At 38.1% G+C, this 17,347-nt stretch carries 17 protein-coding genes, 1 pseudogene and 1 other annotated feature; of the genes and pseudogenes, 5 read left to right on the top strand and 13 right to left on the bottom strand.

All coding sequences use genetic code 11. The features are described 5' to 3' along the window. Window positions 1–282: 282 nt before the first annotated feature. Both NST02_RS08445 and zapA read right to left on the bottom strand, forming a co-directional pair. A complete protein-coding gene (locus NST02_RS08445; RefSeq protein WP_095307772.1) occupies window positions 283–825 on the bottom strand; it encodes a CvpA family protein in 543 nt (180 codons plus the stop codon). A 7-nt stretch (window positions 826–832) separates the two neighbouring features. Further along, complete coding sequence (gene zapA, locus NST02_RS08440) at window positions 833–1,093, bottom strand: cell division protein ZapA (RefSeq protein WP_095307774.1); 261 nt, start codon at window positions 1,091–1,093, stop codon at window positions 833–835. Between the two features lie 173 nt (window positions 1,094–1,266). Here zapA and rnhC point away from each other — a divergent pair, with 173 nt between their 5' ends. Then, window positions 1,267–2,190, top strand: a complete 924-nt coding sequence (gene rnhC / locus NST02_RS08435; RefSeq protein WP_095307776.1) for a ribonuclease HIII — start codon at window positions 1,267–1,269, stop codon at window positions 2,188–2,190. A 57-nt stretch (window positions 2,191–2,247) separates the two neighbouring features. Continuing rightward, complete coding sequence (locus NST02_RS08430) at window positions 2,248–3,138, top strand: aldo/keto reductase (RefSeq protein WP_095307778.1); 891 nt, start codon at window positions 2,248–2,250, stop codon at window positions 3,136–3,138. A gap of 193 nt (window positions 3,139–3,331) precedes the next feature. Here the strand turns inward: NST02_RS08430 and pheT are convergent, their stop codons facing one another. From pheT to NST02_RS08410, 4 genes are all read right to left on the bottom strand, one after another. Next, window positions 3,332–5,746: a phenylalanine--tRNA ligase subunit beta gene (pheT, locus tag NST02_RS08425; RefSeq protein ID WP_340948696.1), complete on the bottom strand. Its 2,415-nt coding sequence runs from the start codon at window positions 5,744–5,746 to the stop codon at window positions 3,332–3,334. 166 nt (window positions 5,747–5,912) lie between these two features. Further along, window positions 5,913–6,947: a phenylalanine--tRNA ligase subunit alpha gene (pheS, locus tag NST02_RS08420; protein WP_095307782.1), complete on the bottom strand. Its 1,035-nt coding sequence runs from the start codon at window positions 6,945–6,947 to the stop codon at window positions 5,913–5,915. 74 nt (window positions 6,948–7,021) lie between these two features. After that, window positions 7,022–7,266 (bottom strand) — a binding site (T-box leader). Between the two features lie 217 nt (window positions 7,267–7,483). Next, window positions 7,484–8,233 carry a TrmH family RNA methyltransferase gene (locus tag NST02_RS08415; protein WP_095307784.1) on the bottom strand — a complete coding sequence of 250 codons (750 nt, stop codon included), beginning with the start codon at window positions 8,231–8,233 and terminating at the stop codon, window positions 7,484–7,486. 64 nt (window positions 8,234–8,297) lie between these two features. Then, window positions 8,298–8,816, bottom strand: coding sequence for a GNAT family N-acetyltransferase (locus tag NST02_RS08410; protein ID WP_095307786.1), 519 nt, complete (start codon window positions 8,814–8,816; stop codon window positions 8,298–8,300). A gap of 191 nt (window positions 8,817–9,007) precedes the next feature. On the opposite strand from NST02_RS08410, the gene sspI reads away from it, so the two are divergent. After that, window positions 9,008–9,214: a small acid-soluble spore protein SspI gene (gene sspI / locus NST02_RS08405; RefSeq protein ID WP_095307792.1), complete on the top strand. Its 207-nt coding sequence runs from the start codon at window positions 9,008–9,010 to the stop codon at window positions 9,212–9,214. Window positions 9,215–9,263: 49 nt separating this feature from the next. On the opposite strand, the gene NST02_RS08400 is transcribed toward sspI, so the two are convergent. Beyond that, on the bottom strand, window positions 9,264–10,142 hold the full coding sequence (locus NST02_RS08400; protein ID WP_137743963.1) for a LysR family transcriptional regulator: 879 nt from the start codon (window positions 10,140–10,142) through the stop codon (window positions 9,264–9,266). A 111-nt stretch (window positions 10,143–10,253) separates the two neighbouring features. Here NST02_RS08400 and NST02_RS08395 point away from each other — a divergent pair, with 111 nt between their 5' ends. Then, a complete protein-coding gene (locus NST02_RS08395) occupies window positions 10,254–11,342 on the top strand; it encodes a citrate synthase/methylcitrate synthase (RefSeq protein ID WP_095307945.1) in 1,089 nt (362 codons plus the stop codon). Between the two features lie 325 nt (window positions 11,343–11,667). Next, on the top strand, window positions 11,668–11,883 hold the full coding sequence (locus NST02_RS08390) for a hypothetical protein (RefSeq protein WP_095307796.1): 216 nt from the start codon (window positions 11,668–11,670) through the stop codon (window positions 11,881–11,883). A 211-nt stretch (window positions 11,884–12,094) separates the two neighbouring features. Here NST02_RS08390 and NST02_RS08385 read toward each other — a convergent pair whose 3' ends face one another. The 6 genes and pseudogenes from NST02_RS08385 to NST02_RS08360 form a co-directional block, all read right to left on the bottom strand. Continuing rightward, window positions 12,095–12,478 carry a VOC family protein gene (locus NST02_RS08385; protein WP_095307798.1) on the bottom strand — a complete coding sequence of 128 codons (384 nt, stop codon included), beginning with the start codon at window positions 12,476–12,478 and terminating at the stop codon, window positions 12,095–12,097. A gap of 224 nt (window positions 12,479–12,702) precedes the next feature. Then, window positions 12,703–13,713, bottom strand: a complete 1,011-nt coding sequence (locus tag NST02_RS08380; protein WP_340948694.1) for a zinc-dependent alcohol dehydrogenase family protein — start codon at window positions 13,711–13,713, stop codon at window positions 12,703–12,705. Between the two features lie 289 nt (window positions 13,714–14,002). Then, window positions 14,003–14,475, bottom strand: a pseudogene (locus NST02_RS08375) (DinB family protein). A gap of 303 nt (window positions 14,476–14,778) precedes the next feature. Beyond that, complete coding sequence (locus NST02_RS08370) at window positions 14,779–15,339, bottom strand: alpha/beta hydrolase (RefSeq protein ID WP_095307800.1); 561 nt, start codon at window positions 15,337–15,339, stop codon at window positions 14,779–14,781. A 379-nt stretch (window positions 15,340–15,718) separates the two neighbouring features. Further along, window positions 15,719–16,435, bottom strand: coding sequence for an AAA family ATPase (locus NST02_RS08365; RefSeq protein WP_244988883.1), 717 nt, complete (start codon window positions 16,433–16,435; stop codon window positions 15,719–15,721). 104 nt (window positions 16,436–16,539) lie between these two features. Continuing rightward, entirely contained in the window at window positions 16,540–17,139 is a 600-nt protein-coding gene (locus NST02_RS08360) for a hypothetical protein (RefSeq protein ID WP_095307803.1), read from the bottom strand. Window positions 17,140–17,347: the final 208 nt, after the last annotated feature.

Raw genomic sequence — 17,347 nt, 5'->3', positions numbered from 1 at the left:
ATATCACCTCTTAAAAATGGATTTTTATATATTGGTCATACTGAATGGTGTATGAAATTTTGGTTACACACGAATTGAGGAAAATATCGTTATAACAACAATCAAGCCTAAAAATATCGCCCTTGTTTTACAAGTATCGTTAAATCCGTTACAATTATTGTTACCTTATTTTGCAGATGGAAACATTTTCATATTGTAGCGGTCAATAGGATCAAATTATTACATTGTAACACTTTTCATACACCCTCTGACTTAAAAAAACTTCTCTAAAACAGAGAAGTTTTAAGATGCGATATAGTCAATCCATAGCTCTTTAATTTGACTAGAAAAATATGGAGTATTTTCTACAATCATATTGGCAAGTGCAGAGTTCCCCAGTGCATTTTGCACAACTTCAATCGGCAAGAGAGCTGATATGTAAAGAACAATAAATAGCACAAGATAAACTTCGACAAAACCCAGTAGTCCACCAGCCCAAACATTCAACATTTTTAAAATAGGGAGGTTAGCAACAAAATCCAACATACTTCCGATAATTTGCATGACAATTTTTGCCGCAAAAAAAATCCCGACAAACGAGATGGCACGATAATAGGCTACTTCTAAATTTCCGTTGTCAAGTAATAATTGAAAAGCTGAGTCACTCCCAAAATTAGGGTATGGAATCCAAAGGGTAAGCTTCGGCGCGAGCTGATCATAATACATATAAGCAACGACAAAAGCAACGATAAAACCAATTACGTGGATAAGCTGAAGAATAAACCCTCTTCTTAAACCTACTAAAAAACCAAATAATAATATAATAAAAATGGCGAGATCTAGCATGAATACTTCAATCCTTTACTCTTTTTAATTCACCTTCTAATCGTTCAAGCTGTTCTTTCATTTTCAGATAGTCGTTAACGGCATTGACAGCTGTTAATACCGCAAGCTTGCTCATATCGAGTGAAGGATTCTTGGAGCTAATTTCACGCATTTTCTCGTCAACCATTGAAGCGATAAGCTTTACATGGCGTGAATCTTCAGTGCCGATAATAACATATTGTTGACCGTAAATATCAACCATTGTGCGCGTTTTCTGTCCTTCTGACAAGCTAGTTGCCCCCTATTCATAGAATCCTAATCACTATGATAACATGAACCTATTAGAGTGAAAAGTCTAAGCATGTCTAAAGATAGCGGATTTTGGAAGGCTGAATAAGCGGTTTACCAATTTCATATTAATGGGCATTACACCAATTTTATAAAATAGTTAGGAGAAATGAAATGAGTCAGGTCGTACTAAAATTAACTTTAAGTGACATTGCTACCATGAAGAAACATTATGAGCCTTACTTAAGCACTGCAAATCCACCAGGCAGCGTTTTTTGTGCCAAAGCTTCCCAGTGCACGATAACAGCTTATAAGTCAGGAAAAGTTCTTTTTCAAGGCAGCAACAGTGAAGGAGAAGCAAGCAAATGGGGAAACCCCGCTGAAAAACAGGATTCCTCGAAACCCAAAACTTCTGGAATTCTTCCACCTCATTTTGAAAGCTTATCCGTAATCGGATCCGATGAAGTTGGAACTGGCGATTACTTCGGACCAATAACCGTCGTTGCTGCCTACGTTCGGAAAGAGCAAATTCCATTATTAAAGGAATTGGGCGTAAAGGACTCCAAAAATCTGAAGGACGATGCAATTGAAGTAATTGCAAAGCAAATTAAAGAAATCATTCCCTTTAGCTTATTAACTTTACACAACGAAAAGTACAATCAATTACAGCAAAAAGGGATGTCCCAAGGGAAAATAAAAGCACTATTACATAACCAAGCGATCGGCCATGTTCTTGATAAAATAGCTCCTGAAAAACCAGAAGCGATTCTTATTGATGAGTTTGCTAAAAAAGAAATATATTATCAATATTTAAAAGGACAGTCTGTCGTCCATAAGGAAAATGTCTTCTTTAGCACAAAGGCTGAAGGTGTCCACCTTGCCGTTGCAGCTGCATCCATCATTGCCCGATACGCCTTTGTACGACACTTTGAAAACTTGTCAAAAGAAGCAGGTTTTACTATTCCAAAAGGAGCCGGACCGGCAGTCGACAAAGCCGCAGCAAGATTGATAAAGGACAAAGGAGAAAAAGCATTACCAAAGTTCGTCAAATTGCACTTCGCTAATACAGAAAAGGCCCTTAAAATCGTTCGCAATTAAGATTTTTGCCCCTCACAAAATGGGGGAGTAAGATAAAATTTTTTAGAGGTGATTATAGTGAAATATAGAGCTTTAGGAAAAACAGACCTAAATGTATCAGTAATTGGAGTTGGAACATGGCAATTTGGCGGAGAATGGGGCATTAATTTTAACCAATTGGAAGTTGATCACATTTTAGCCAAGGCTCAAGAAGTTGGGATTAATTTCATTGATACTGCAGAATGTTACGGAGATCATCTTTCAGAAAATTTCATCGGAGATTACATAAACCGTCACAATCGTGAAGATTGGATGATTGCCACAAAATTTGGCCATCATTTCCAAAGGAATTTTGAACGAACAAGACATTGGAGCGCCAACGAAGTCTTACAACAGCTAGATGCTTCACTGAAATCGTTAAAAACAGATTATATTGATTTATATCAAGCACACTCTCCCGGCGATGATGAATTTGACAATGATCAATTATGGACGATGCTTGATAAACAGGTACAAGCAGGGAAAATTAGACATCTAGGATTATCCTTAAAAACAAATGACAACATTTTTCAAACAACAAAAGCAAGCGATCTCAACATCAGAGCCATCCAAGTCGTATACAACCGTTTAGACAGGGTGCCGGAGGAAAAAGTATTCCCATCCGCCGAAGAGCAAAATTTAGGTGTATTAGCAAGAGTACCACTTGCAAGCGGCTATTTAAGCGGAAAATACAAACCAGGTGCTAGCTTTACTGCTAATGATGTGCGGTCCAGACACAATGAAGAAGAAACTACAAAACTTCTTAAACAGGTGGAAGAAATCCAAAAAACAGAGGTTCCAAAAGGAGTGCCGATGGCTTCTTGGGCATTAGCCTGGTGTTTAGAAAATCCTGCTGTCACAACGGTCATTCCTGGATGTAAAACTCCGGAACAAGTTGCATTAAACGCGAAAGCAGCAGAATTATTATAAGGAATTCGTGCTGGGGATCAATTAATTCCGGAATTTTTAATGGTAATTCTGGAAATTTTGACGGTAATTCCGAAAAAATACGACTAATTCCGGAATTTTTGATGATAATTCCGGAAAAATGCGAATAATTCCGGAACTGGCACTCCCCTTCATATAAAAGTGGAGCATTCACTTGCGAATGCCCCACCTTTTTTTATCCTCTCAACACAGCTCCAGCTTTTTCTTTCACTGCTGTTAAGACTTTGTCATGTACCTTTGTGACTTCTTCATCTGTTAATGTTTTCTCTGGATCAAAGTATTTTAAAGAGTATGCAATCGATTTCTTGCCAGGTTCCATATGTTCACCTTCATATAAGTCAAACACATGAACATCCTTTAGCAACTTTCCACCAGCTTCAACGATAATGCTTTCTAATTCACCAGCTACCTTTTCCTTTTCAACAACAAGTGCAATATCCCTTGTAATCGATGGGTAACGTGGGATCGATTGATACTGTAAAGGAGCTACCTCTTCAGAGAGTATCGCTTCTAAGCAAAGCTCAAACACATACGTTTCTTTTAAATCGTATTCCTTCTGAAGCGTCGGATGAAGTTGACCGACGAAGCCAATTTTCTCTCCAGCCAAATAAACTTCAGCCGTTCTGCCTGAATGCATCCCTTCAACTATCGCTTGACGATATTCAATCTTCTGCTCGAATCCAAGCTTTGCAAACAATCCTTCTAAAATTCCTTTTAAAACAAAGAAATCGACTTCTTTCTTTTCTCCTTGCCACTGATGCTGTTCCCACACCCCTGTAATCGCTCCTGCTAAACGTTCTTTTTCATCAGGAAGTTCTTCCGTACCATTTGCTAAGAAAACAGGGCCAGCCTCATACAGAGCAACACGATCATTTTGACGAGCCACATTATATTTCACTACTTCCAATAATTGTGGAATAATGCTTAATCGAAGGTGGCTGCGGTCCTCGCTCATCGGCATAGCAAGTTTGATCGGCTCCCGTATTTCAAGTGCAAATTGAGTCGCTTTCTCCTCACTTGTTAAGGAATAAGTGAGCGCTTGATACAATCCTGCTCCTTCTAAATAGCGACGAACCGCCCGTCTCTTTTGCTGGTATGCTGTTAAATGACCCGGTGTCGATGAACCGCTCGGCAATGTGGACGGCAAATGATCATATCCATAGAGACGAGCGACTTCTTCAATTAAATCCTCTGCAATCGTAATATCACCACGACGAGTAGGAACGGTCACCGTAATTGTTTCATGATCGACGCTTGTTTCAAATTGAAGACGAGTAAAAATACTTTTGACCTCTTGAATAGAAATATCTGTCCCAAGAACTCGATTAATTTTTTCTAGCGTAATCGAAATAACAGCTGGATCAATCTGGAGGGTATCCACTACAGCTTCTCCTTCTAGTACTTCACCGCTCGCATATAATGCTAATAATTCAGCTGCTCTTTCCGCTGCCGCACGAACACGATTTGGATCGACACCTTTTTCAAAACGAGAGCTCGCTTCACTTCTTAACCCATGATCTTTTGAAGCTTTACGAACAGTTTCTCCTTTAAAGTAGGCAGATTCAAGCAAAACGGTAGTCGTATCTGCTTGGACCTCTGAATTAGCACCACCCATAACGCCTGCAAGAGCGACTGGTTCAATTCCATTAGTAATAACAAGGTGATCTTCCGTTAAAATTCTCTCCGCAGCATCAAGAGTCACAATTTTTTCACCGGCTTTTGCCCGACGTACAAGAATTTCTTTTGAACCGAAACGATCATAGTCAAAAGCGTGAAGTGGCTGACCATATTCAAGCAAAATATAATTCGTAATATCAACGACATTATTATGCGGACGAATACCTGCTGCCATTAATCTTCCCTGCATCCATAATGGAGATGGAGCAATTTTCACATTTTTTATGACTTTCGCTACATATAACGGATTATCTTCATTTGCCTCTACTTTAATAGAAATGTAATCAGTTGCCTTTTCCGCAATTGGTTTCACTGTTGGATTTGGGAGCTTCACTTCGCGGTTTAAAATAGCCGCTACTTCGTAAGCCACTCCAAGCATGCTTAAGCAGTCTCCACGATTTGCTGTTAAGCCAAGCTCCAAAATTTGATCATCCCGTTGTAATTTTTCTAAGGCATCTTCCCCCACCGTTACATCATTGGGAAAAACAAAGATTCCTTCAGAAAATTCCTTTGCGACTAACTTCCCATCTATTCCTAATTCAGATAGGGAACAGATCATACCGTTTGATTCTTCGCCACGAAGCTTTGCTTTTTTGATTTTAAAATTTCCGGGTAACACTGCTCCCACCGTAGCAACTGCTACCTTTTGTCCTTTATCCACGTTTGGTGCACCGCAAATAATTTGCACAGGGTTCTCTTCCCCAATGTCGACTAAGCACTTGTTTAACTTATCTGCATTTGGATGTTGTTCACGCTCAAGGACATGACCGATAACGACACCTTTCAATCCCTCATTCAGTACCTCGACACCTTCAACTTCAATCCCACTGCGCGTAATTTTTTCTGCTAGTTCATCAGGTGTAATTCCTGATAAATTTACATATTCCTGTAGCCATTTATATGAAACAAACATGTTATATCCTCCTTCTTATTCCTTGATCTAATAAATCGCTCAACCTTTGAAAACAATCCAAAAAGCGACAAAAATAACTTGATTTGCTAAGCAACTATTTACAGAAGAAAATTTATTATACTAGTTATAAAAATATCGCTTTTTGTATTAAGCGAACCATTTTAAATTAGTTGAGTTTGAATTGCTTTATGAAACGCGTATCATTCGTGTAGAAATGCCGTATATCATCGATGCCGTATTTCAACATCGCAATTCGTTCTACTCCCATCCCAAAAGCAAATCCTGAATACTTCTTCGAATCAAAGCCAGACATTTCAAGGACATTTGGATGAACCATCCCCGATCCTAATACTTCAATCCAGCCTGTTTGCTTACAAATATTACATCCGTGGCCACCGCATTTGAAGCAAGAAACATCAACCTCTACTGACGGCTCTGTGAACGGGAAAAAGCTTGGACGTAAACGAATTTCACGGTCTTCACCGAATAATTTTTTCGCAAATAATTCAAGTGTCCCTTTTAAATCGCTCATGCGAATATTTTCGTCAACGACAAGGCCTTCAATTTGCATGAATTGGTGAGAATGGGTCGCGTCGTCGCTATCGCGTCTGTATACTTTACCAGGACATATAATTTTTACTGGACCTTTTCCACCATGTTTCTCCATTGTTCTCGCTTGAACAGGAGATGTTTGCGTACGAAGTAATATTTCCTCTGTAATATAAAAGGAATCCTGTGCATCTCGAGCCGGATGACTTTTTGGAAGGTTTAGTGCCTCAAAATTGTAATAATCCTTTTCAACTTCTGGACCTTCTGCAACGGTATAGCCCATGCCAATAAATAAGTCTTCAATCTCTTCCACAATACGAGTAAGCGGGTGATGATTTCCTGTCTGAACAGGTCTTCCCGGAAGAGTTACATCGATTGTCTCCAATGCAAGCCTCGCTTCAACAGCAGCTGCTTCTAAAGCTTGCTGTTTTTCCTCTATTTTGGAAGAAATTAGGTCACGTACCTCATTTGCGAGTGCTCCCATTTTTGGGCGCTCTTCTGCAGAAAGCTTCCCCATTCCTTTTAATACTTCGGTTATTGGACCCTTTTTTCCTAAATAAGAAACGCGAATGTCGTTAAGTTTCTTTAAATCAGCTGCAGCATCAACTGCTTGCAATGCTTCCTCCTGAAGTTCCTTCAATCGTTCTTGCATGTTTAAATCCTCCTTAATTTTTCATAAATTTCCGTTTGTCTGTTCCCCATTGAAAAACAAAAAACCTCTATCCCTGAAGGGACGAGGTTTATGATCGCGGTACCACCCTAATTAGCCACATGTTATGGCTCACTTCATTACGATAACGGCTTTTTAGGCCGATGCATCTTTACACGAAAAATTCATTCTGAATTTTCATGGTCCCGATGCCAACTCAGGAGGTGAACTTCACTTACTTTACCTATAAAAATGCTTTCAGTCTAAGGCATTTTCTCCCTCAATAGTCGAGTAAGTTACTTTTCTCCGTCAAAGTTTTTCATTATGTAATAAGAACAGCGAAAAACAGCTCATTCATCGCCATACAAACTGGAGGGGTCCGTTCTTCCAAACACAATTCATAGTTGACTTATCGTAGAGAGGGAACCTGAAGTTTGCCCGGCTTTGGCAGCTTGCGCTAGACAATTCTCAATGGAGAATTATCGCATCTTATCCTTAAATTATATCGCTGTTAATTATAGTACATTAAAGAAAGGGATTCAAGCCTTCATATAATAGAGCAATATCCCTGCTGCAACTGCCACATTAAGGGATTCGCTTTTCCCAAAGAGTGGAATGTACAAATTCTTTGTTGTCTTCTGCAACAGATCAGGATCGACCCCACTTCCCTCGTTGCCAACGAGAAGGGCAAAGGATGGGGAAGGGCTTATTTCCGTATAAATTTGACCATTTTCTAAAGATGTGCCATATATAGGAATATTTTTAGCTAATAACTTTTCCATCCATTCTTTAAGTGCTCCTCTTACAACTGGTAAATGAAAATGACTTCCTTGGGCTGAACGAATAACCTTTGGGTTATAAATATCGACACTCCCATGCCCAACAATAATTCCATCCATCCCTGCTGCATCTGCTGTACGAATCATCGTTCCTAAATTCCCCGGATCCTGAACAGCATCAATTAGCAAAAACTGCTTCCCTTTAAGTTCTTCAACCTCTTTCTGTGCCTCACAAAGAGCCAAGACACCTTGGGGAGTTTCGGTATCACTCAGTTCTCGAAAGATTTCAGGTGTGACCGTCGTTAAGGAAATAGAACCATAATCCATATGTGGAGGGAGCTCAACCCCCTCACATACGATGATTTCTAATGCTACATCAGCTTTAATTGCTTCTTCAACAAGATGAAATCCTTCGACTAAAAAAGTTCCTGTTTTATCCCGTTCTTTTTTCGTTAAAAGCTTTTTCCATTGCTTAATTTGTCGATTTTGAGCAGATTGTATATATTTCAACGGATACTTTCTCCTTTTAGCAATATGTAAGTTTCCTCATTATAGCCTAAGAATAGTGGGAATCTCAATGGTGAATCCATTCCTCCTTTAAAATAGCGTAATAATATTCATCCCACCACTCATTACCTGCTGGAATACATTTTTGAAAATATCCTTCCTTTCTCATCCCAATCTTCTCCATCACTCTTGAAGAAGCGATGTTTTCAGGTTGACACGTTGCAATGACCCTGTGTAAATGCATATCTTCAAAACCGAATTTTAATATTCCCTGTGCTGCTTCTGATGCATAGCCGTGATTATAATACTTAGGATTAAACACCCACCCGATTTCATATGTGTGGTCACCAAAATACTTATGAAAAACGATGTGTCCAATCACCAAATTCTCATCTCTTAAGACAACAGCAAACTTTTCTGCCGAATCACCCACATTCTTCTTTATAAAGTCTTTTGTATCATTCTCCGTAAAAACTCCTTCTGGTATATATTTCATCACCCTACAATCTGAAGTATATTCATGAACAGCTTGCCAATCATTATTTTCAAAGTTACGTATTAATAATCTATTTGTTTTGATATACATTTCATTTCCCCCAATTAAAACTAAATACAGTTAATTATTTCGATATTAAAATAAAATAACCTCTATAATTGTTGTGAAACATTCCATTGCAGTCATAATATTCAAAGTCGCAAAACCTCATCTTCTTATACATAATTCATGGCAAATTAGAAAATATATAAAGGAAGTTATTTTAGAAGGAGCGTGTACGTATGGATTTGAATTTACGCAATGCGATTATTCACAATGTATCAGGCAACTCCCAAGATGAATTACGGGAAACTATTGTCGATGCAATTCAAAACGGTGAAGAAAAAATGCTTCCTGGTCTAGGCGTTTTATTTGAAATCATTTGGAAAAATGCTTCAGAAGATGAAAAAGAAGAAATGCTCCAAACCCTTGAGTCAGGCTTAAAATAAAGATGAAATCCATCGGCGAAAAACTCGCTGGTGGATTTTCCCATCTTAATTATATTCGGTAATTGGAGAGAAATTCGAGAAACTCCTGTTGTTGCGAATGTTTATATTTCATAATGGCATATGTGTAGATGTCCGGTAATTTAAAAGAATGCTGATACACCTCTAATAATCTCCCTTCCAATAATTCTCTCCTAACTGTAGATTCTGGTAAAAAGGAAAAGCCTAAACCTTCTATAATAAATCTTTTAGTAATATGTGTCTGTGAGACTTTCATTGTCTTGATGACTGGATACTTGCTTTTCACAGCTTTAAGCAAATCCGCCCAGTAACTCGGATGATTATCGGTAAATAAATAATAGTTTAAAAAAAATTCCTCCTCCTCCAATGGTGGTGCCGTTTCAGCATCTCTACCATCATGAGGAACAATGAACAAAATGCGGTCCTTATACAGGAGTTCATTGATTAAGCTAGAATTTTGAACGTTTACACATGAAAGCCCCAGATCGACTTCATCTTTCATAACCGCTTCCTCAATATACATGGAATCAAGAATCTTAATCGCGATTTCCACATCGGGATGCTTATTTGTATAGCTTTTAATCACATAAGGTAATATTGTCTCGGCAATTAAGGGGGAAATAGCGAGAGAAAGCTTTGTCATATATCCTTGGCTAAAGGAATTCAAGTCAGCTAGCCCCTTTTCATACAATCTTAACAATTCCACTGCATGGTGATGGTATCTCCGCCCCGCTTCCGTCAGCTTGATTTTCTTTCCATCCCGCTGAAACAATTGAACCCCTAAATTTTTCTCAAGCTGTTGAATATGAACAGTAACTGATGGCTGAGAAATATAAAGTAATTCTGCTGCTCTACGAAAATTTCCACATTGCGCGGCCGTCACAAATGTATTTAACCATTGAAAGTCCATTTCGCCCCTCCTTATTAAAAAAAATAATCAATTTATTTATAATTATTTAATTATCTTAATAATAATTATTTTATACAATAAAACTAAAGAGGGAAAGGGGAAAGGTTAATGATGTACGAAAAAGGATTAAAAGGGGTATTCGCTGCTGAAACACGGATCTCCTATATTGACGGTCAATTAGGACGACTTATTTATCGGGGATATGACATCCAAAAGTTAGCGGCTAATTACCATTTCGAAGAAGTAGCCTATTTGCTTTGGTACGGACATTTTCCAAACAAGGAGCAACTTTTCATCTTAAAGGAAGAATTGAAAAAAAATCGCTGGTTATCCGATGATCTAAAGTCGATTATTTCACTACTGCCTCCAACCATGGATTTGATGAGTGTGATTCGAACCGCTGTCTCTGCGGAAGGTGGGTATGGGGAATATCAATTTCCACCAACTATTTCCCAAGCAGTCAAGTTAACTGCTCTCATCCCAAGTATCATCGCCTTTCGTAAACGCAAACTGGAAGGGCGGGCTGAGGTTCCACCGCGAAATGATTTAGACCATATTGAGAATTACCTATATATGTTAACAGGTGATATTCCAACAGCTGCCCATGTTCACGCTTTAGAAGCTTACATGATTTTAACATTGGAGCACGGGATGAACGCCTCGACATTTTCAGCACGGGTGACGATATCAAGTGAATCTGATATCGTATCCGCTATCACCTCCGCAATCGGAACGATGAAAGGGCCTCTTCACGGTGGCGCTCCATCAGGAGTGCTTGAATTATTAGATGAAATTTCCACGGTCCAAGATGCTGCAAAAGTGATTCGAGATAAGCTCATAAGAGGCGAAAAGTTAATGGGATTTGGCCACCGAGTTTATAAAACCCATGATCCCCGTGCAATCGCTTTGAAAGAAAAATTAATAAAGTTAGGCGGGCAAGATAAGTGGTTAGATTTAGCGATGGAGGTGGAAGAGAGCGCCATTACTTTATTAGAAGAGTTCAAACCGGGAAGGGCTTTGTATACGAATGTCGAGTTCTATGCAGCGGCAATTATGAAAGCCATTCAGTTAGAGCCCATACTTTTCACCCCCACTTTCACTGCCAGTAGAATCGTTGGCTGGACTGCCCACATATTAGAACAGGCAAGCGATAACGTCATTTACAGACCACAATCAAAATATGTCGGGTCATTTTTTTAATCCACTCCATTATTTATAGAACTGTAACAGGTTTCACAATGAAATCGTATATGACTTTTGCTTTTCGAAAATATCAGTGCCCTTATGGTAATTATAGGGCACTGCTCCATCACCTGAATAAATGAGTCTGTAAAGCCTTTCAGTTATACTGAAGGGGCTTCTGATTCCATGAAGACTTCCCCATCCAATAAAGCGGAAAGCCTATCTATTCCTATTGCTTAAACGCACGCTTTTTCCAGTTTTTTTTGTAAACATTTGTATGCTTCAGCTAATCTTTCATATAAAATGGAGCTATAAACTAAAGAATTGTTTAAGGAAGTGAAACATGATCCAGCTCTATAGAATTAAAAAAGGCGGAAAGTACGTTCATACTGTTGAATATGAATCTCAAAATGAAAAAGATCCTAAAATCTTATATACAGAAAAAAAGGAGCAATCATTGGTCATTTCTGCGTTAGAAATCATTAAATATCAAAAACTCCTAGATAATGTCTTAGGACACGGCAGCTATATGCTAGAGTCTATCACCGACTTAAATTAAGCGTTTTATAACTGAAATTTTCCTAATTGGAGTGAGCGTGACTGTTGCTCAGATCATGTCCCAAGTCTTGCCTTACTAATCACAGGGGCCCTTTTCTCAAGATAACAATGACCATGCGAAAGAGAGAGTCTGCCAATTATCACTCGTTAAATCCAGTGAGCAAAAAGCTTTACCTCCAAATTGAGGTAAAGCTTTTATGATTATTGAATGATTACTGTTCAATCATCTGAATGAGGTTTCCGCATGTATCGTCGAAAATTGCGATTGTAACTTCCCCCATTTTTGTTGGTTCCATCGTAAAGCTCACACCTTTTTCAACTAAACGCTCGTATTCTTCCCGAATATCACCAACCCCAAACATCGTTACAGGAATTCCTTCAGCAAATAATTTCTGTTGATACTCTTTGGCAGCAGGATGGTTATTAGGTTCAAGTAAAAGTTCTGTACCTCCCTGTTCATCTGGAGAAACAAGCGTTATCCACCTATATTCTCCACTTGGAACGTCATGCTTTTTTATAAAACCTAATGTTTTTGTGTAAAACTCCAGTGCTTTTTCTTGATCTTGGACAAATATGCTGGTAACAATAATCTTCATCTATTCTCTCCTTTATTTTCTTATTTCGACTAGATCGCAACCTCATGATTGCTTACCATGATAATACTTAATTATAGCAAAACAAAGCAAATAGCCAGCCACACAGTCGGTCCTTCTAAACTTCTAAGCTCCCCTGTAACTTTTACACATTATTAGTGGATATAAAAGATATTCCAAGCAGATGACACTGTACGAATGCACTGCCAAATTCACACTTCCTCCTTTCAATTGGTTAACATCACTTTACCTTTAGCAGATTCAACCGTTTCAATCGCCTTTTTAATTTCCACTAGATGATAACTTGCATGTACCCTCTTTAAAGTTAATTTTTTCTCAGCAACTAACTTAATCACATTCTGAAAAGCCTCGTGCCATTTATTAAGCGGTACATTCCCGTTCCAATTTCGCAAGTGAAACATATTCGCATTTACTTTAGCTTTTTGAACAATTTCGGACCAATTAATCTGAACTCCTGATAATAATCCAATGGATAAAAAATGACCGTTTGGGTGTACACAAAAAGCTAGCTCATGCCCCGAGTTACCGCCAATAGAATCAATAGCAGCATCTGCTCCTTCTCCATTCGTTAACTCCATTACGGTCTTATGAAGTGAAGCTTGTGAGAGGTCTACCACTGCTGAAGCACCAAGAGTGCGTAATCTTTCAGTATAATGATTATTTCTAACAACAGCAATCACTCTAAAACCTAGTATTTTCGAAAGCTGCACAAATATCTGTCCAACAGAGGAACCAGCCGCATTCACCAGTAAAACATCATTCGGCTTCAACTGTAATACTTCCGTGCAAATCACCCATGCGGTAATCGGGTTAATATAGAGTTGGGCTGCAACAACATCATCAATGGAATCAGGAACTGTAATAGCGAAATCCGATGCAGTCTTTACATATTCCTGCCATGTTCCTTCTCCACGTAAAGGCAAAACACGTTTCCCAATCAGCTCCTGGGAAACAAGTGAACCAACGTCCTCTACTATTCCAACCCCTTCATACCCAGGAATATTCGGTAAGGAAATTCGATGAGCGTAAGCTCCACTTATCGGTATTAAGTCGGATGGGTTGATAGGACGTGTTAACATTCGCACTAAAACTTCATTGTCTTTTGGTGGAGTGATAAATTTTGATTCCACTTTCAACACTTCGTTCGGACTTCCAAATTGATAAAATATCACACAATTTGCATTCAAAGGTATTGACTCTCCTTTTATTGAAATCATTTTTTCCAACATTCCGCTAATATCAACTTTATTGGTTCGATTTTTACATCCCTTATTCACTTCAATATAACTGGGTTGTCCAACAATTAGACTTACTCTGGTCTGAAAATATTCATTGCATTCCCATGAATTCCCTATATTCCCCTTTCCTTCTTAGGACACTTACGATGCAGCAAACTTTGAGCCAGGAAGCAAAAAGAGCGATTGAATCTGAACAAAAAAGCTCTACTTCTATTGGAAGTAAAGCTCTTTTTGATAAAAAAATATTAAAATTTTCACCGCATTCACTTTACAAGCTTTCTTCTTTTGTCGGACCCATTACACCAGGAACAGGTAAGCCAGCTTGCCGGAGAAGAACGGTCATCTGACCACGGTGATGGGTTTGATGATCAATAAACATTCTTAACAAAGCACCTCGTGGTGTTGGTCCCCCAAAACTATCAACCGTTTCAAGCAACTTCTCATCCGTCATATTTGTTTCTACGGCTTGTTTTACATCTTCAGCGACTTTTTTATAAGCATCAACGATTTCATTTGCCTTCGTTGGCACCACTTTCGGGTCAACTGAAGATTCTAATTTTATGCCAACAAGGCTCATAAAGAATACAGGAGTTGTCGTAAGATGCCAGCCAAGCCACCCAAGAGTACTATGTCCTTGCACGATCGCTTGATCCTGTCATCTGATAATGATTCAAACACTCGAAGTGTACCCTCCGCTGAATGAGTCCAATCTGTTAAAAAGTCATTTACCGTTCTATACATATTATCACTCCAAATTATAATGTATTTTTTGCAATCATTTTCCTGTGCTTACTCTGACTGACTACCTCTTCTCAAATTCTCTCATGTATTTAAAAAATCTGCAAACGCATGCATTCAATAGCTCATGCTAGCCTTAAGTTAGCTTTCACTTTATATCGAAATATCCTTGCCTTTAAGAAAAAAGTGTATTTTTAAAAATCTCTGGTTTTTTTACGTAACTTTCGATGATGAATCAACAATTAGTGCAAATTATGTATTCAATTCTTAGCCAAAAGTTCGTTTCAGCATCAATCATTAACGGATTCAAGTACCCGATAAACTCCTTATATCGTTCACTAATTCTGTTAATCCATTGGAAAATAAGTGCTGTTTTCCTTCGAGCACTCGTGTTTTGCCATGTGGAAGCTTTTCTGCCAATGCTAAATGATGTGAAAAAGGTACAATTCTCTCATCTCGACTATGATATAGGAACAAATTGTCGATTTCACTGAGGCGTTTCTCAAACCCACTTTGGAAAAAGAAATCGCTCCGTTGCCAATCTTGATCAATTCCCCAGAACGGAGCTGAAACAACAAATAGTCCAGGAATTTTTGTCGGATAAGATTCTTCGGAGAGGTATTTTAATAGAAAAGAACCTCCCAATGAATGGCCAATTAGAACGACCTCTCCTGATAGTTGATTGAATTCCTGCTCAAATGCTTTCTTCCACTCTACATATTTTGGATTCTCAGGAGTTGGCATGCTAGGAGAATGGAAATTGTAGTCTTCCTTAAGCTCCTTCTTCAAATAGGTAACCAAATTGGAACTACCTTGATTTTGACCTTGTGGACCAGCACTATGGATGAACATCACCGTCGCATTCATTAGACCCCTCCTCAATTAAATAACTGCAGCTAAAAAAACGTGAATCCTTTATTCAATGACCACCTGCTATAAATAGATCCCACTAACAAGATACTAACATGGTAACTTAATGATTTATGCTTTTTTATACAAAATTTCTTTTGGATTTAGAACCTACTACAAAATAAGAAAGTATTACATATTCTAAACCCTCTAATAATTCTCCATTTATCAACACAAGTGAAAAATTAAAACTTTTTTGAAGTTCATTTAAAGCGTACCCTCGTCAGCTTAATTCCTCACCCAATGGTTCTCTGACTAAATTATCCAAAAAAGCTAATAACATTACAGATGTTTTTCTCTAATGCTTTGTAACAATAATCGAGCAGCTTTCGTACATTTATTCTTCATCATCTCGAAATAATTCATATAAAAACTTTTCCCGTCTTGTCAAAAAGTTTAGTGTTAAACGATAATGCTCCGTTTCTTCATAGCGAATTTCCTGAATCGGTGATTCGTCAAAATTATAAATTTGCGCATCTGGATAACCGAGGAGGATAGGTGAATGGGTTGCAATAATAAACTGGGCATGATCTTTATTTACTAATTCGTGAATGACTCTTAAAAAGGTTAATTGTCGAGCAGGAGATAATGCTGCTTCTGGTTCATCCAACAGGTATATCCCTTCCTCTCCAAAGCGGTTCGTGAACAAAGATAAAAACGACTCTCCGTGCGATTGTTGATGCAACGATTTTCCACCATATCCTTGATAATGAAAAGTAGGATCTTCCTGGGCTAACTCATCTAAGTAGGAAGCAAAATGATAGAAACTCTCCGCTCTTAAAAAGAAACCTTTGTTTGTTTTCGGGAACCATGAAAGCCGGATATAATCACCTAAATCAGAAGCAGACGAATCTACATCATAATTATTATTCCTGCCGCCGCCAGCACTATTGAAACCACATTGATAAGAAATGGCCTCAAGTAAGGTCGACTTCCCCGAACCGTTTTCCCCGACAAAAAAAGTCACCGGATTGTTGAACTCTATTAAATTCGTATATTTTAAACTCGGGATCGAGAATGGATAGCTATTTGGATTTTCAATTCTTTCCCTCATCATTTTTACGCTTCTTAAGTACAAAAGAATATCACCCTTTTACTTTAACAATATTTGCTTTATGTTTTTACTCGTCCCATATGTAGGTTATTATCAGTTCTGCTCTAAATCCTAAATTCTAATCCAGTCGGTTGGTTAAATGGAATTTTATATTCTGTGAAAACCAGCTTGAACTTCGAAGGATCATCAGGCAAAGCAGGTGATACAATAAAAGAAAAGGCTTCATGGTTCATAGTACCTCCCCCACCATTCTGGCGGCAATCATGCTGAGTTTCTCCTCCTTCAACTGCTAGTTCAAAATAGGTATGCTCTTCTTTATGCCAATCCATTTCATTTGTAATATTTTTATCGACATTCAAATGAACAACACTTGCATTTTTAAACTGCCGGATGAAGGTTACTGTATAAAACTCATCCTCTCTTTCAAATGATTTTAATATTGGTATATTCTGTATAAAACCTTTTGGCTCCACCATAGGTCTATAGATATCTTCATGTTGAAAGTCTGTAAAAACAACATTTAAAAATTCTTCAAGTAAATGATATTTTTTCGACCAATCTGCGATAAGTTGTTTAGTTGGAAAACCAGGATTATTATTTGAAATTTCTTTGCGTTGCTGAATTAATCGGCAAATCTCATCATCAATTGCTTCCATTCTTTGATCATAGTAAGTTGATTCTCGTTGATTTGACATTCTCATCATAAGTACTCTCCTCCATGTATGGGTCATAAATTCATATTAGCATATCCTGCTAATAAATATTTTTATTGCCATAGTCCACTTCTTAAATATTAAAATCACTATTCTCCAATCCAAGTCCCTTTATAGAAATGAAACTGCACCGATATGGCAAAAACACGAACCATTGGTCCCGTCTCAGTTTGTCGACAAAATGCCTCAAGAATACTCC

Origin of the sequence: Robertmurraya sp. FSL W8-0741 (assembly GCF_038004005.1) — a bacterium.
GTDB classification, from domain to species: domain Bacteria; phylum Bacillota; class Bacilli; order Bacillales; family Cytobacillaceae; genus Robertmurraya; species Robertmurraya siralis.
This window is presented reverse-complemented; position numbering and strand designations above follow the sequence as displayed.

Excerpts from the sequence above, each read along its gene's own strand:
- NST02_RS08445 (WP_095307772.1), bottom strand. The coding sequence starts at position 825 with ATGCTAGATCTCGCCATTTTTATTATATTATTATTTGGTTTTTTAGTA.
- rnhC (WP_095307776.1), top strand. The coding sequence starts at position 1,267 with ATGAGTCAGGTCGTACTAAAATTAACTTTAAGTGACATTGCTACCATG.
- pheT (WP_340948696.1), bottom strand. The coding sequence starts at position 5,746 with ATGTTTGTTTCATATAAATGGCTACAGGAATATGTAAATTTATCAGGA.
- pheS (WP_095307782.1), bottom strand. The coding sequence starts at position 6,947 with ATGCAAGAACGATTGAAGGAACTTCAGGAGGAAGCATTGCAAGCAGTT.
- NST02_RS08410 (WP_095307786.1), bottom strand. The coding sequence starts at position 8,816 with ATGTATATCAAAACAAATAGATTATTAATACGTAACTTTGAAAATAAT.
- sspI (WP_095307792.1), top strand. The coding sequence starts at position 9,008 with ATGGATTTGAATTTACGCAATGCGATTATTCACAATGTATCAGGCAAC.
- NST02_RS08400 (WP_137743963.1), bottom strand. The coding sequence starts at position 10,142 with ATGGACTTTCAATGGTTAAATACATTTGTGACGGCCGCGCAATGTGGA.
- NST02_RS08395 (WP_095307945.1), top strand. The coding sequence starts at position 10,254 with ATGTACGAAAAAGGATTAAAAGGGGTATTCGCTGCTGAAACACGGATC.
- NST02_RS08390 (WP_095307796.1), top strand. The coding sequence starts at position 11,668 with ATGATCCAGCTCTATAGAATTAAAAAAGGCGGAAAGTACGTTCATACT.
- NST02_RS08385 (WP_095307798.1), bottom strand. The coding sequence starts at position 12,478 with ATGAAGATTATTGTTACCAGCATATTTGTCCAAGATCAAGAAAAAGCA.
- NST02_RS08380 (WP_340948694.1), bottom strand. The coding sequence starts at position 13,713 with ATGATTTCAATAAAAGGAGAGTCAATACCTTTGAATGCAAATTGTGTG.
- NST02_RS08370 (WP_095307800.1), bottom strand. The coding sequence starts at position 15,339 with ATGAATGCGACGGTGATGTTCATCCATAGTGCTGGTCCACAAGGTCAA.
- NST02_RS08365 (WP_244988883.1), bottom strand. The coding sequence starts at position 16,435 with ATGAGGGAAAGAATTGAAAATCCAAATAGCTATCCATTCTCGATCCCG.
- NST02_RS08360 (WP_095307803.1), bottom strand. The coding sequence starts at position 17,139 with ATGATGAGAATGTCAAATCAACGAGAATCAACTTACTATGATCAAAGA.